We start from the raw sequence: 13492 nt of genomic DNA, 5'->3' as shown, positions 1-13492 counted from the left end.
CGAACACGTCCTTCTCCCCCGATGCCCCCTGCCCGATGACCTCCGCCCCGCAACAGATCGACGACACCACCGTGCACCGCCTGGCCAACGGCGTGCGCGCGGTCACCATCCACCAGCCCGGCGCGGCCGGTGCCAGCGTCAGCGTGTTCGTGCGCAGCGGCAGCCAGCATGAGCGGGCGACGCTCAACGGCATCAGCCACGTGATCGAGCACATGGCCTTCAAGGGCACCGTCGCGCGCAGCTGCCAGCAGATCAACCTGGATGCCGAACGGCTCGGCGCCGAGGTCAACGCGCACACCGACCGTGACCACACCGCCTACCAGATGCGCGGGCTGGCGGCCGACACGCGCGCCTTCATCGACATGCTGGCCGACCTGGTGCTGAACCCGACCTTCCCGGCGGCCGAGCTGGAGCGCGAGCGGCAGGTCATCCTGCATGAGCTGACCGACCTGGAGGACGACGCCTATGCGGTCGCCTACCGCCTGTTCGACAGCGCCTGCTACGGCCTGCACCCGTTCGCGCGGCCGGTGATCGGCACGCGCCGCAACATCGAACGCTTCGACCGCGACACGCTGATCGCCCATGTGCAGGCGCGCTACACCGGCTGCAACCTGATCGTCGCGGTCGCCGGCCCGATGCAGCCCGAGGACGTGCGCGAGGCGGTCGAGGCCGCCTTCGGCCACCTGCCGGCCGGCACGCCCAACGTGGTCGAGCCGCCGGCCTGGCGCGGCGGCATCCGCATCAAGCGCCACACCGGCAGCAGCCAGAGCCAGCTGGTGCTGGGCTGGCCGGCCCCGGCGCTGGCGACGCTGGACGCGACCGCGCAGGTCGCGGCGGCGGTCTTCGGCGAAGGCATGAGCTCGCCGCTGCTGGACCAGCTGCGCGAGCGGCGCGGGCTGGCCTATCACGTCAGCGCAAACGCCGATCCGCTGGAGCTGGGCAGCCAGTTCGTGATCGAGGCGGCGACCGGCTCGGACCAGCTCGACGAGTTCCTGGCCGAGACGCTCGCGCTGCTGCGCCAGCACGCCCGCCAGATCGAGCCGGTCGACCTCGAACGCGCCCGCAACCAGCTGGTCGTGCGCCAGCTGCATGCGCTGGAACGCCCGCTGCGACGGCTCGAAGACGCCGCCATCGACCTGTTCGTGCTCGGCCGCGTGCGCAGCGCGGCCGAACAGCGCGCGGCGATCGAGGCGGTCGATGCCGAGGCGGTGCGCGCCTGCTTCGCCACGATGCTGGCGCAGCCGCCCGCGCTCGCGGTCACCGGCAAGGTGCCGGCCGGCCTGCGCGAGCGGTGTGAGGCGGCGTTCGGGGTTCCGGCGAACGCCTGAACCGGCTGCGCGGGTCTGGGTCTGGGTCTGGGTCTGGGCCGCTCAGCCCGGCAAGGCCCGCAGCAGCGTCGCGCTGTCGGTGCTCCAGCCGACGATCGCGCCCTGGGCCGTGATCATGTCGATCGCGGCACGCTTGAAGGCCGGGAAGTAGCTCTCGGTCGCGTCCTCGACGATGACGCAGTCGTAGCCCCGGTCGTTGGCCTCGCGCATCGAGGTCTGCACGCAGACCTCGGTCGTGACCCCCGTGAACACGAGGTGCGTGATGCCGGCGGCCTGCAGCCGCTCATGCAGGCCGGTGGCCCAGAACATGCCCTTGCCGGGCTTGTCGACGACCCATTCGCCGGCATGGGGCGCCAGCGCCGGGATGATGTCCGCGCCCGGTTCGCCGGCCACCAGCAGGCGGCCCATCGGGCCGGGTTCGCCGATGCGCAGGCTCGGGCTGCCACGGCCGATCTTGGCGGTCGGGCAGTCGCTCAGATCGGGCCGATGGCATTCACGCGTGTGGACCACCGGCCAGCCGCGCGCACGCCAGGCCGCGAGCAGGTCGGCGATCGGCTCGATCGCCGTGTGCAGCAGGCTGACGTCATTGCCCAGCGACGCGCCGAAGCCGCCCGGCTCGACGAAGTCGCGCTGCATGTCGATGACGACCAGCGCGGTGCCGCCGGCGCCCGCCAGCGTCATCGGGAAGGGCCGGGCCGAGAGGTGGAAGGTGGTGCCGCTCATGTCGCTTGCTCCGGATGTGCTTCGGCGTGTCCGCCCGCATGTCCCCCCATGTGTGACCCCAGCGTGTGCCGGTCCGCCTCGGCCGCCGCGCAGCCGAACACGATGCGGCCTTCGCTCATCACGACGATGCGGTCGGACAGCGCGAGCAGCTCGTCGAGGTCCTCGCTGACCAGCAGAACCGCCGTGCCGCCGTCGCGGGCCGCGCGCAGGCGGGCGTGGATCTCGGCCACCGCCGCGAAGTCCAGGCCGAACACCGGGTTGGCGACCAGCAGCAGGTCGGCCGGCTCGCCCAGTTCACGCGCCAGCACGGCGCGCTGCACGTTGCCGCCCGAGAGCGTGCGGATCGGCGCGTCCTCGCCGCGCGTCTTGACGCCGTAGTCGGCGATCCAGGCCCGCGCCCGCGCCCGCAGCCGGCCCCAGCGGACCCAGCCGCCCCGTGCGTACTCGGGCGCATCGAAGCTGCGCAGCGCCATGTTCTGCGCCACGCTGAGGTGGCCGACGCAGGCGTTGCGCAAGGGCTCCTCGGGGAGGCTGCGCACCTTCAGCCGACGGTTCTGCGAACGCCGCGCCGCATAGGCCTCGCCCGACACCGTCACCGTGCCGGCCGCACGCGGGCGCTGGCCGACCAGCGCCTCCATCAGCTCGCGCTGGCCGTTGCCGGAGACGCCGGCCACGCCGACGATCTCGCCGGCATGGGCCTCCAGGTCGAAGCCCTGCACAGAGGGCTCACCCCGGTCGCCCATGACCTGCAGGCCGCGGATCTGCAGCCGCGCCGGACCGGTCGGCGCCGCAGCCTTCGCGGCCGGGCCGGGGTGGCTCAGGTCGTGAGCCAGCTCGTCGGCGAGTTCCTGCCGGACCTCGGCAGCGGCCTCGCCCCCGCCGACCATCGCCTCGGCCAGCTTCTGCGGCGTCGTGTCGGCGACCGCGCCGCTGTGGATCAGCCGGCCGCGCCGCAGCACGCTGACATCGTCGGCATAGGCGCTGACCTCGCGGAACTTGTGCGTGATCATGACGATGCTGCAGTCGCCCGCATGGGCCCGCTCGCGCAGGGCGCCCAGCACCTCGTCGGCCTCCTGCGGCGTCAGCACGGAGGTCGGCTCGTCGAGGATCAGCAGGCGCGGCTTCAGGTAGAGCTGCTTGAGGATCTCGAGCTTCTGCTTCTCGCCGGCCGACAGGTCGGCCGGTGTCGCGTCCAGGTCGAGCCGGAACGGCGTCGTCTCCAGGAAGGCCGACAGCTCGCGCCGCACCGAGGCCCAGTCGATCCAGGTCGGCAAGGTGCCACGCGCCAGCAGCAGGTTCTCGGCCACCGTCATGCCGGGCACGACGGTGAAGTGCTGGTAGACCATGCCGATGCCGAGCTGGCGGGCGACGGTCGGCGAGGTGATGGCCTGCTCGCGACCATCGATCAGCACGCTGCCGGCGCTCGGCGGCTGGTAGCCGACGACGCACTTGACCAGCGTGCTCTTGCCCGCGCCGTTCTCGCCCAGCAGCGCATGCACGGTGCCGGGTCGCACGGTCAGCGTGACGTCGTCCAGCGCGGTGAAGGCGCCGAAGCGGCGGGTCAGCCGGTAGGTGTCGAGCTGCAGCGCGCCGCTCGGGGCGCGGGCCGGATCGGGCGGGTCGAGCGGGGCAGTCATGCGCCGGCTCCCACCATCGCGGGCGAGACCGTCGGCCAGTCGGACATCACCGCCAGCAGGTCGCCCGAGGCGGCGGTGGCGCCGAACACGCCGCCCTGCATGTGGATCATCCGGATCGCCGCCGCGTGGTTGCCGGCATCGGTTGCGCCGGTGCAGTCGGTCAGCATGACGCATTCGAAGCCGCGGTCGTTGGCCTCGCGCATCGTCGTGTGCACGCACACATCGGTCGTGATGCCGGTCAGCACGAGGTTGCGGATGCCGCGCAGGTTCAGGATCAGCTCCAGGTCGGTGGCGCAGAAGCTGCCCTTGCCGGGCTTGTCGATGATGACCTCGCCGGGCCACGGCGCCAGCTCGGGAATGATGTCCCAGCCCGGTTCGCCCCGCACCAGGATGCGGCCACACGGCCCGGCGTCGCCGATGCCCGCGCCGATGCGCTGCGAGCGCCAGCGCTTGTTGGCCGGCAGGTCGGCGAGATCGGGCCGGTGGCCTTCGCGGGTGTGGATCACGTGCAGGCCGGTGCGGCGGGCCTCGGCCAGCAGGCGGCCGATCGGCGCGATCGGCGCGCGCGTCATCGACAGGTCGTAGCCCATCGTGTCGACATAGCCGCCGACGCCGCAGAAGTCGGTCTGCATGTCGATGACGACCAGCGCGGTGTTGGCCGGGCTCAGCGAGCCGTCATAGGGCCACGGATAGGGCTGCGAGGCGAGGAAGGTCTGGCTCATCGGATGAGACTCCCGTGGCGGGTGGTGGCAACGGTGATGACGTGACGTCGATCGGCGGGCCGCTCAGCGCGCCGCGCCCAGCTCGGCCGGCGCGCCCCGGATGGCGCGGTGCGGCGAGCAGGTGAACAGCAGGATCAGCAGCGTCAGCGCATAGGGCACCGCGTTGAACAGGTGGTAGTAGCCCGACACGCCGACCGACTGCAGCGCCGGCCCGAGCGCACCGGCGCCGCCGAACAGCAGGGCCGCGCCCAGGCAGGCCAGCGGACGCCAGCGCGCGAAGATCACCAGCGCCACGGCGATCAGGCCCTGGCCGCTGGACAGGCCCTCGTTCCAGCTGCCCGGGTAGTACAGCGACAGCGAGGCGCCGCCCAGCCCGGCGATGAAGCCGCCGGCCGTCGTCGCCGCGATGCGCACGCCCGGCACCGACGCGCCGAGCGCCCGAGCCGCGTCACTGGAATCGCCCACCATGCGCACCAGCAGGCCCCAGCGGGTGCGCGCCAGGCCGATGTGCAGCAGCAGCGCCAGAAGCACGCCGAGCGGGAACAGCGCGTTGATCGTCAGGGCCGACTGCACGGCCGGCGAGTCGCTCCAGCCGCCCAGCGAGAAGGCCGGGATCTGCGGCGCCTGCGGCTGGATCAGCGGCTTGCCCAGGTAGAACGCCAGCCCGGCGCCGAACAGCATCAGCGCGATGCCGGTGGCGACGTCGCTGACCCGGTCGAGCGAACACAGCAGGCCGTGCAGCAGCGCCAGCAGCGCGCCGACACAGCCGGCCAGTGCGACGCCGATCCAGGCCGAGCCGCTCAGGTAGCTGCCGCCGAAGCCGGCCATGGCCGACAGCACCAGCACGCCTTCGAGGCCCAGGTTGATGCGGCCGGACTTCTCGGTCAGGCACTCGCCCAGGCTGACGAACAGGAAGGGCGTGCCGACGCGGATCGCGCCGCCCAGCACCGCCAGCGTGACATCGAACCAGGCTTGTGCGTCCATCAGGGGCTCCGCTCGGAGGGGTGCGGTTGGGGGATCAGGTCGGGATGGGCGGCATCGGCACCGCCGCAGGCTCATTCGGTGAGCCTGTTGCCGATGGGGTCGATGGGGCCGATGGCTGCGGCGCCTTGGCCGACGCCGCCCGAGCAGCCAGCAACCGGCCGCGCCCGGCCTCGGCCGCCAGGATCAGCACGAAGGCGAAGCCCTGCAGCACCAGCACCGATGCATCGGGCAGGCCGAGCCGGCGCTGCAGCAGGCTGCCGGCCGCGCCGAAGCCGCCGAACAGGATGGCCACCGGCGGGATCGCCCACGGGTTGTGGCGCGCCACGAAGGACACCAGGATGCCCGTGTAGCCCAGCCCGGCGATCAGCGAGGCGTTGGCCGAGGTGTGAACGGCCAGGACCTCGATGGCACCGGCCAGGCCGGCCGCCGCGCCACCGAGTCCGCAGGCGACCAGGATCAGCGCGAACGCCGGCAGGCCGACGCCGCGTGCGGTGCGCAGGTTGCCGCCGACCACGCGCATCGCGAAGCCCGAGGCGGTGAAGCTCAGCCAGATGCCCGCCGCCACGCACAGGCCGACGCCGAAGGCCAGGCCCCAGTGGACATCGGTCGGCACGCCATCCCAAGGCATGCCGCCGATGCGCAGCGTCTCGGCCACCGGCCGGGTCGACGGCTTGTTCAGGCTGGCCGGATCGCGCAGCGGGCCTTCGACCACGTGCTTGAACAGCGCGATGGCCAGGTAGGCCAGCAGCAGGCTGGAGATGGTCTCGTTGACGCCCCTGCCCTGCCGCAGCCAGCCGGCCAGGCCGACCCACAGCGCACCGGTCAGCGCACCGGCCAGCAGCAGCAGCGTCGTGCCGCCGGGGCCTGCCAGCGCCGGGAAGGCATAGGGCATGGCGGCGGCGGCCAGGGCGCCCAGCACCAGCGCGCCCTCGCCGCCGATCACCGTCAGGCCGGCCTGCGCGGGCAGGGCCACCGCCAATGCGGTCAGCATCAGCGGGGCGGCGCGCTGCAACGTGTTCTGCCACGAGAAGCTGTCGCCGAAGGCGCCCAGGAACAGCAGCTTCCAGGCTTCCAGCGCGCTCTGGCCGGACAGCGCGACGAACACGCCGAAGGCCAGCAGCGCACCGAGCAGCGCCAGCACCGGCAGCAGCACGGCTTCGGCCGGATCGCGCCAGCGACCGGATGATTCGACGGCGGACATCGCGGTCCTCCCGTGGTCAGCTGAGATCAGGACATGACAGGTCGGGTCGGGCGGATCAGACCTTGCCGATCACGCCTTCGACCAGGTAGTTCATGCCTTCGAGCTCGATGTCGGTCTGCTTGTAGACCTTGCCCTTGGGGATGACGACCTTGCCGGTGTTGTCCTTCAGCTCGCCGCCGAAGATGTCGAAGGTGCCGGCGACCATCTTGGCCTTGACCGCATCGGCGTTCTTGCGCGCCGCCTCGCTGACCATCGAGCCGTACGGGGACGTCTTGACGAAGCCGTCCTTCAGGCCGCCGCGCACGAAGTTCGGGTGCGGCGCACCGCTGCGGGCCGCCTCGATGATCTGCTTGTAGGCGGTGATCCAGTTCCACTCGGCGCCCGTCAGGTAGGCGTTCGGCGCGAGCTTGGCCTGGCTGGCGTGGTAGCCGCAGACCATGCGGCCACGCTTGGCGGCGGTCTCGACGATGACCTTCGGGCCGTCGACGTGCATCGTGAAGACGTCCACGCCCTGGTCGGCCAGGCTGTTGGTGGCCTCGGCTTCCTTGACCGCCATCGACCAGTCGCCGGTGAAGATCACCGAGGTCGTGATCTTCGGGTCGACCGAGCGCGCGCCCATCGTGAAGGCGTTGATGTTGCGCAGCACCTGCGGGATCGGCTTGGCGGCCACGAAGCCGAGCTTCTTGCTCTTGCTCATGTGGCCGGCGATGACGCCGTTGAGGTACTGCGCCTCGTCGATGTAGCCGAAGAAGCTGCCGGTGTTGGTCGGGTGCTTGCCGGCAGTCCACATGCCGCCGCAATGGGCGAAGCGCACGTTCGGGTTCTTGGCCGCCAGCGCCAGCATGTGCGGGTCGAAGTAGCCGAACGAGGTCGGGAACAGCAACGCCGCGCCGTCCTGGGAAATCATGCCCTGCATGGTCTTCTGGACCACGTTGGTCTCGGGCACGTTCTCTTCCTCGACCACCTTGATGCCGGCGAGCTTGCGGATCTCGGCGGCCGACTCGGCATGCGCCTGGTTGTAGCCGAAGTCGTCCTTCGGGCCGACGTAGATGAAGCCCACGGTCAGCGGCTTCTGGGCCAGCGCCCACGGTGCCAGCGAGGCAAGCGAGGCGGCGGACAGCTGGGCAAGGGCGCGACGGCGAGAGAGGTCGTGGTTCATGGCGGCTCCGTGTGGGAAGGGCATGGGCGCAGGCGTGATGCACCCCGAGGCTCGACAGGTGCGCGAACACCACCGCGCAAGCGGCGGTCGCCGCGCGGCGACTGGCTGGACCGCACGCACATTCCGGACCGGCTTGCGCCGCGTCGGTGCACGTATCGGTATACCAGTTGGTATTCAGCAAGAGCCGTGCCGGTTCACGGATGCGGGCCGATGTCGGCCTATGCCGGCGCCAACGCGCCGGACGCTCAGCGGCGGTTGCGCTGGCGGGCCTCGTGCAGCGAGGCCAGCGAGATGCTGCGCACCTCCGCCTTGCTCTGCTCGATGTGGCTGCGCAGCAGCAGCTGCGCCTGGTCGGCCTTGCGCTGCACGATGGCGCGCAGGATCTTGGCGTGTTCGGTCCAGGTCGCCTCGATGCGATCGGCGCGCGTGAAGTCCAGCCGGCGGATGATGCGGATGCGTTCGGTGACGTCCCAGTGGACCCGCGCGATCTCGTCGTTGCCGGCCGCACGCACCAGCGTGGCGTGGAAGGCCTCGTCGAGTGCACCGACTTCGCGCCCGTCGAGGATGCGTTCGGCCGCCGGCACCAGCCAGACCGCCTTCAGCGCATCCAGCTCCGGCGCCGGTTCGCTGCGGCCGCACAGCCGCGCGACGCAGGCGCATTCGAGCAGCACGCGCAGGTCGTAGAGCTGTTCGAGCCGGTCGAAGTCGATCGGCCGCACGTACCAGCCGCTCTTGGCCTCGACATCGAGCAGGCCCTCGTTGCGCAGCCGGAACAGCGCCTCGCGCACGGGCGTGCGGCTGACGCCCAGACGCGCGGCAATCTCGGCCTCGGAGAAGCGGTCGCCGGGCACCAGCTGGAAGTCGTGCATCTGCGACTTCAGCTCGTTGTAGACCTGGGTCGCGAGGTTGCCGGCCGGGGCGGAAGACGCGGGCGTGACGAGTGCGCTGGACATGCGGTCGATGCTAGCAAGCGCCCTCGTGCGGACCGGTCGGATCGGCGTTCAGGCCGTGCTCGAACCACATTCACTCGGCCATCAGGCTGACATGCGCGGCCACCACGCGCCAGCCCTCGGGCATGCGCACCCACGTCTGGCTCTGCCGCCCGGTGCGGACGCTGCCCTTGCGGTGGAACTCGGTCATCGCGGTGCCGCAGTCGTGGCCATAGGTCGTGATGACGGTGCGGGCCAGCGTGCGCGCCAGCCCGACCGCCGGCCGTGCGGCGCGGAAGGCGCGGATCGCGTCGATGCCGACGAGGTTCTCGGCCACGCCGTAGCGCACGGTGTGGATGCTGGGCCAGAACAGCTCGTCGAGCACGGCGATGTCGTTGCCGACCAGCGCACGTTCATAACGCTCGAACACGGCGGTCAGTTCGGCCAGCACCTCGGGGATGTTGATCTGCATGGCGATGTCCTGTCAGGCCGACGACGGCGGCCATGTCGCCACCGGTGCATGCACCGTGCCAGCGCGTTCGAGCAGCCGCGCGGCGCGCAGCACGCGGTCCTCGCGCCACGGTGCGGCGATCAGCTGCACGCCGATCGGCAGGCGCGCATGCACGCCCCAGACCGGCACGGCGCAGACCGGCAGGCCGATGCACGAGACCGGTTGCGTCAGCACGCCGATGCTGGGCCGCGCGGGCAGGCGGCGGCCCTGGATGTCGAGCCATTCGGTGCCGATCTCGGGCGCGACGCAGGGCGTGGCCGGCGCGATGAACAGGTCGATGTCGGCGAAGGACGCGGCCACCTGGCGCGCAAACCAGCGCCGCACCCGCTGCGCCTGCACGACCCAGGTCGCGGGCAGCAGCGCACCTGCCAGGAAGCGGTCGCGCGACAGCGGCTCGAAGTCGTCCGGCCGGCGCTTCAGGTCGGCCAGGTGCAGGTTGGCGCCCTCGGCATTGGTGATCAGGAAGGCGGCGGCGCGGGCGCGTTCGACCTCGGGCCAGTCGACCGCGCGCACCGAGGCCACGCCCGGTGCCGTGCGCAAGGCCGCCGCCACCCGCGCGACGGCGGCACGTGCGTCGTCATCGGCCATGTCGTGGAACCAGCCGCCCAGCACGCCCACGCGCAGGCCGTCTTCCGGCGTCTCCAGCAGCGGCGTGACAGGCTCGGCCGGGCGCTCGACGCAGCCGGGGTCGTGCGCGTCGTGGCCCTGCATCGCGTCGTAGGCCAGCGCCAGGTCGCGGGCGCTGCGGCCGAAGGGCCCGAGGTGGTCCAGGCTGGCGACGAAGGGGTAGCTGCCGGTGCGTGGCAGGCGGCCGAAGGTCGGCTTCAGGCCGAACACGCCGCACAGCGACGACGGCACGCGGATCGAGCCGTTGGTGTCCGAGCCCAGCGTCAGCGGCACCTCGCCGACCGCGATGGCCGCGCCCGATCCGCCCGACGAGCCCCCGGCGATGCGCGTGGGGTCGTGCGGGTTGCGGCAGGCGCCCTCGTGGCTGTTCTCGGTCGTGAAGCCGTAGGCGTACTCGTCCATGTTGAGGGCGGCCAGCAGCACCGCGCCGGCGGCCTGCAGGCGCCGCAGCAGCAGGCCGTCCTGCGTGGCGGGCGCCGCGTCGCGTTCGATCTTCGAGCCCGCCAGCGTCGCCAGCCCGGCGACGTCGAACAGGTTCTTGACGGCATAGGGCACGCCCAGCAGCGGCAGGGCTAGCGTCGCGGCCACCGTGGCGGCATCGCCAGAGGCGAGCCGCGCGTCGATCGCATCGGCCTCGGCGCGGGCGCGTTCGGCCAGCACGGCGGTGCAGGCGTTGACGCCGCCGAGCGCGAGCGGGTCGCGTGTGGCGATGCGGGCCAGCGCGGCATCGGTCAGCTGGCGGGCGCTGACGCGGCGTTCGCGCACGGCGTCGGCCATGGCGTGAGCGGGGCCGTCGAGCAGCGTGTCGATCCAGGAGACGCTCGTGTTCATCGGACGTCTCCGGCCGCATGCCCGACAGGGCCGATCGGCACGAAGGTTTCGGCCGGCTCGTCCTCGATGCCCAGCGGCAGGCCCATCACCTGGTCGGCCATGCCGGCGGCCAGGTCGAAGTAGCGCCGCACGCCGGGGCGGTGGGCGTCGGCCAGCGGCAGGCCGATGCGCGCGGCGATCGCATCGGCAGGATGGGGCGCAGCAGCAGTCGCGGGCCAGGCGCCGGGGAGGTCGACGGCGGTGGTCGGCTCATCGCACCACGCCAGGCCGAAGGCGGCCAAGGCCGCATCGAAGCCGCCCGGTGCGACGAAGGTGACGCCGAACGGCAGCCCCGAGGCGGTCTTGCCGGCCGGCAGCGCCAGCGCGCACCAGCCCAGCAGGTTGACGAAGTTGGTGTAGGTGCCGAGCCGGCTGTTGACGCCCACCGGGTCGGCATCGACCTCAGTGAAGGTCGGGTGTGTCGGCGCGGTCGGCAGCATCAGCAGGTCGACGTCCGGCCACAGGCGGGCGGCTTCGAGCTTGAGCGCCTGCAGGCGGTACAGGCCCTCGAACGCGTCGGTGGCCGACAGCGTCAGCGCCCGTTCGATGACCCGCCGCACGGTCGGGTCGAAGGCCTGCGGCTGGCTGGCCAGCAGCTCGCGCACGACGGCATGGCGTTCGGCCACCCAGGGGCCGTCGTAGAGCAAGGCGGCGACGGCCGCCAGCGGTGCCATGTCGACGTCGACCAGCGTGTGGCCCTGCCCGGCCGCGTGTTCCTTCGCGGCGGCCCAGGCGGCGGGGTAGCCGATCGCGTCGTCCAGGTCCGGCTGCGGCGGCACGCCGATGCGCAGCGGCGACGGCAGGCGCGCGGCGCCGGGCTGGAAGGCGCTGTAGACGTCGCGGGCGTCGGGGCCCTCGATCAGCGCCAGCACCTGCGCCGCATCGGCCACGGTGTGGGCCAGCACGGCGACGCAGTCGAGCGTGCGGCAGGCCGGCAACACGCCGCCATTGCCGACCCGGCCGGGCGTGGGTTTCAGGCCGACCAGGCCGTTGAAGCCGGCCGGCACGCGGCCCGACCCTGCCGTGTCGGTCGCCAGCGCGAACGGCACCTGGCCACGCGCGACGGCGGCGGCCGAGCCCGAGCTGGAGCCGCCGCTGATGCGCGCCGGATCGGCCACGCTGCACGGCCGGCCGTAGGGCGAGCGGGTGCCCACCAGGCCGGTCGCGAACTGGTCGAGGTTGGTCTTGCCGACCCAGATCGCCCCGGCATCGAGCAGGCGCTGCACCGCCGTGGCGTGTTCGACCGGTGCGCGGCGGAAGGCCGGGCAGGCGGCGGTGGTCGGCACGCCGGCCACGTCGAGGTTGTCCTTGATGCCGAAGGGCACGCCCAGCAGCGGCCAGCGCCGACGTCGCTCGGCCAGGTCGGGGCTGGCGGCCAGCCGTTCGGCCAGCGTGTCGAGCTGGGCGACCCACACGGCGCGCGGGCACAGGCTGATCCAGATGCCGGACGCCGCGCTGGCATGCACCCGATCGAGCGTCGCGGCCAGCGCCGCGTGCAGGTGGTCGGGACGATCCTGCAGCGCGCGCCAGCCGGCCAGCGTGCGGGGCGGCAGGTCCGGCGGTGATGACGCGGACGGTGGCGTCGAGGATGTGTCGCTCATGGCGGGCTCCCGGCTCGTGACCGTCGGGCGCCCGAAGGTGGTGCGCCAACTGGTATACCGACTGGTATCAGCAGTTCCCGTGCCAGAGCGGCACGTTCAGATCACGACGGGTTCGGGCTCCAGCCGGATGCCGAAACGGCCGTAGACACTTTCCTGGATCGCCCGCGCCAGCGTGACGACCTCGGCGCCACGTGCGCCGCCCCGGTTGACCAGCACCAGCGCCTGTTTCTCGTAGACGCCGGCCGCGCCGACGGTCTTGCCCTTCCAGCCGCAGGCGTCGATCAGCCAGCCGGCGGCGAGCTTGAAGCTGCCGTCGGGCATCGGGTAGTGCACCAGGTGCGGGTCGCGGCTGATGATGTCGCGGCACTGTTCGGGCGTGACCACCGGGTTCTTGAAGAAGCTGCCGGCGTTGCCGATGACGGCCGGATCCGGCAGCTTGGCGCGCCGGATCGCGACGACCCAGTCGAAGATGGTGCGGGCATCGGGCAGGCGACCGGCCTGCGGCTCGGCGTCGATGGCGCTGGCGTAGCCGGTCTCGACCATGCGGCGCTGCAGGTCGAGGTAGTCGAGCATCGGCCGCCACGGCCGCGGCAGGCGCAGCCGGACCCGCGTGATGACGCTCTTGCCGGCCAGCGCCTGCTTGAAGACCGAGTCGCGGTAGCCGAACCGGCAGGCCGCCCGGTCGAGCGTGACGCTGCGCCCGGTGACGAGGTCGACGGCATCGAGCGACTCGAAGCGGTCGGCCAGTTCCAGCCCGTAGGCACCGATGTTCTGGACCGGCGCGGCGCCCACGGTGCCGGGGATCAGCGCCATGTTCTCGAGCCCCGGCTCGCCCTGGTCGAGCGTCCAAGCGACCAGCTCGTGCCAGCCGACGCCGGCACCGGCCTCGACGATCACCGCATCGTCGCGCCGCTCGGCCACGCGGATGCCGGCCACCTCGATCTTCAGCACGACGGCCTCGATGTCGCGCGTCAGCACGACGTTGCTGCCCCCACCCAGCACGAACTTCGGCGCCCGCCCCAGCACCGGATGGTCGACCACCCGCCGCACATCCGCATCACTGCCGATCCGCACCAGCGTGCGCGCCAGCGCCGGCAGGCCGAAGGTGTTGTGGGCGAGGAGGTTGACGTCCTGTTCGATGTGCATCGGGGGATTTTCCGCGATCGGGCTCCCCGACACCCCCAAGAGAGCGAAGCGCCT

Annotated in this window: 12 protein-coding genes; 1 reads left to right on the top strand and 11 read right to left on the bottom strand. The window is 72.2% G+C overall.

Going from position 1 to position 13492, the window contains the following annotated elements; all coding sequences use genetic code 11:
- Positions 1 to 35 precede the first annotated feature (35 nt).
- Complete coding sequence (locus ACWA7K_RS02305) at positions 36 to 1328, top strand: M16 family metallopeptidase (protein WP_456165262.1); 1293 nt, start codon at positions 36 to 38, stop codon at positions 1326 to 1328.
- 42 nt (positions 1329 to 1370) lie between these two features.
- Here ACWA7K_RS02305 and ACWA7K_RS02300 read toward each other — a convergent pair whose 3' ends face one another.
- From ACWA7K_RS02300 to murB, 11 genes are all read right to left on the bottom strand, one after another.
- Positions 1371 to 2051, bottom strand: coding sequence for a cysteine hydrolase family protein (locus ACWA7K_RS02300; protein ID WP_456165260.1), 681 nt, complete (start codon positions 2049 to 2051; stop codon positions 1371 to 1373).
- Complete coding sequence (locus tag ACWA7K_RS02295) at positions 2048 to 3688, bottom strand: ABC transporter ATP-binding protein (protein WP_456165258.1); 1641 nt, start codon at positions 3686 to 3688, stop codon at positions 2048 to 2050. Before ACWA7K_RS02295 ends, ACWA7K_RS02300 begins: the two co-directional genes overlap by 4 nt.
- Complete coding sequence (gene biuH, locus ACWA7K_RS02290; RefSeq protein ID WP_456165256.1) at positions 3685 to 4410, bottom strand: biuret amidohydrolase; 726 nt, start codon at positions 4408 to 4410, stop codon at positions 3685 to 3687. Before biuH ends, ACWA7K_RS02295 begins: the two co-directional genes overlap by 4 nt.
- 63 nt (positions 4411 to 4473) lie before the next feature.
- Positions 4474 to 5394: an ABC transporter permease gene (locus ACWA7K_RS02285; protein WP_456165254.1), complete on the bottom strand. Its 921-nt coding sequence runs from the start codon at positions 5392 to 5394 to the stop codon at positions 4474 to 4476.
- A 34-nt stretch (positions 5395 to 5428) separates the two neighbouring features.
- Positions 5429 to 6595 carry an ABC transporter permease gene (locus tag ACWA7K_RS02280; RefSeq protein WP_456165252.1) on the bottom strand — a complete coding sequence of 389 codons (1167 nt, stop codon included), beginning with the start codon at positions 6593 to 6595 and terminating at the stop codon, positions 5429 to 5431.
- A gap of 55 nt (positions 6596 to 6650) precedes the next feature.
- Positions 6651 to 7754, bottom strand: a complete 1104-nt coding sequence (locus ACWA7K_RS02275) for a BMP family ABC transporter substrate-binding protein (RefSeq protein ID WP_456165250.1) — start codon at positions 7752 to 7754, stop codon at positions 6651 to 6653.
- 245 nt (positions 7755 to 7999) lie between these two features.
- Entirely contained in the window at positions 8000 to 8707 is a 708-nt protein-coding gene (locus tag ACWA7K_RS02270; RefSeq protein WP_456165248.1) for a GntR family transcriptional regulator, read from the bottom strand.
- A gap of 70 nt (positions 8708 to 8777) precedes the next feature.
- The gene (gene hpxZ / locus ACWA7K_RS02265) at positions 8778 to 9155 is read right to left on the bottom strand and encodes an oxalurate catabolism protein HpxZ (protein ID WP_456165246.1); all 378 of its coding nucleotides are present in this window, start codon (positions 9153 to 9155) and stop codon (positions 8778 to 8780) included.
- A 12-nt stretch (positions 9156 to 9167) separates the two neighbouring features.
- Positions 9168 to 10652, bottom strand: coding sequence for an AtzE family amidohydrolase (locus ACWA7K_RS02260; RefSeq protein WP_456165244.1), 1485 nt, complete (start codon positions 10650 to 10652; stop codon positions 9168 to 9170).
- Positions 10649 to 12292, bottom strand: a complete 1644-nt coding sequence (gene atzF / locus ACWA7K_RS02255) for an allophanate hydrolase (RefSeq protein WP_456165242.1) — start codon at positions 12290 to 12292, stop codon at positions 10649 to 10651. The genes ACWA7K_RS02260 and atzF overlap by 4 nt, the downstream gene beginning before the upstream one ends.
- A 96-nt stretch (positions 12293 to 12388) precedes the next feature.
- Positions 12389 to 13438, bottom strand: a complete 1050-nt coding sequence (murB, locus tag ACWA7K_RS02250; protein ID WP_456165240.1) for a UDP-N-acetylmuramate dehydrogenase — start codon at positions 13436 to 13438, stop codon at positions 12389 to 12391.
- Positions 13439 to 13492 lie beyond the last annotated feature (54 nt).

Source organism: Leptothrix mechoopdaensis (SeqCode) (assembly GCF_053893855.1).
The sequence above is the reverse complement of the archived record's forward strand: the minus strand, read 5'-3'. Positions and strand labels throughout refer to the sequence as shown.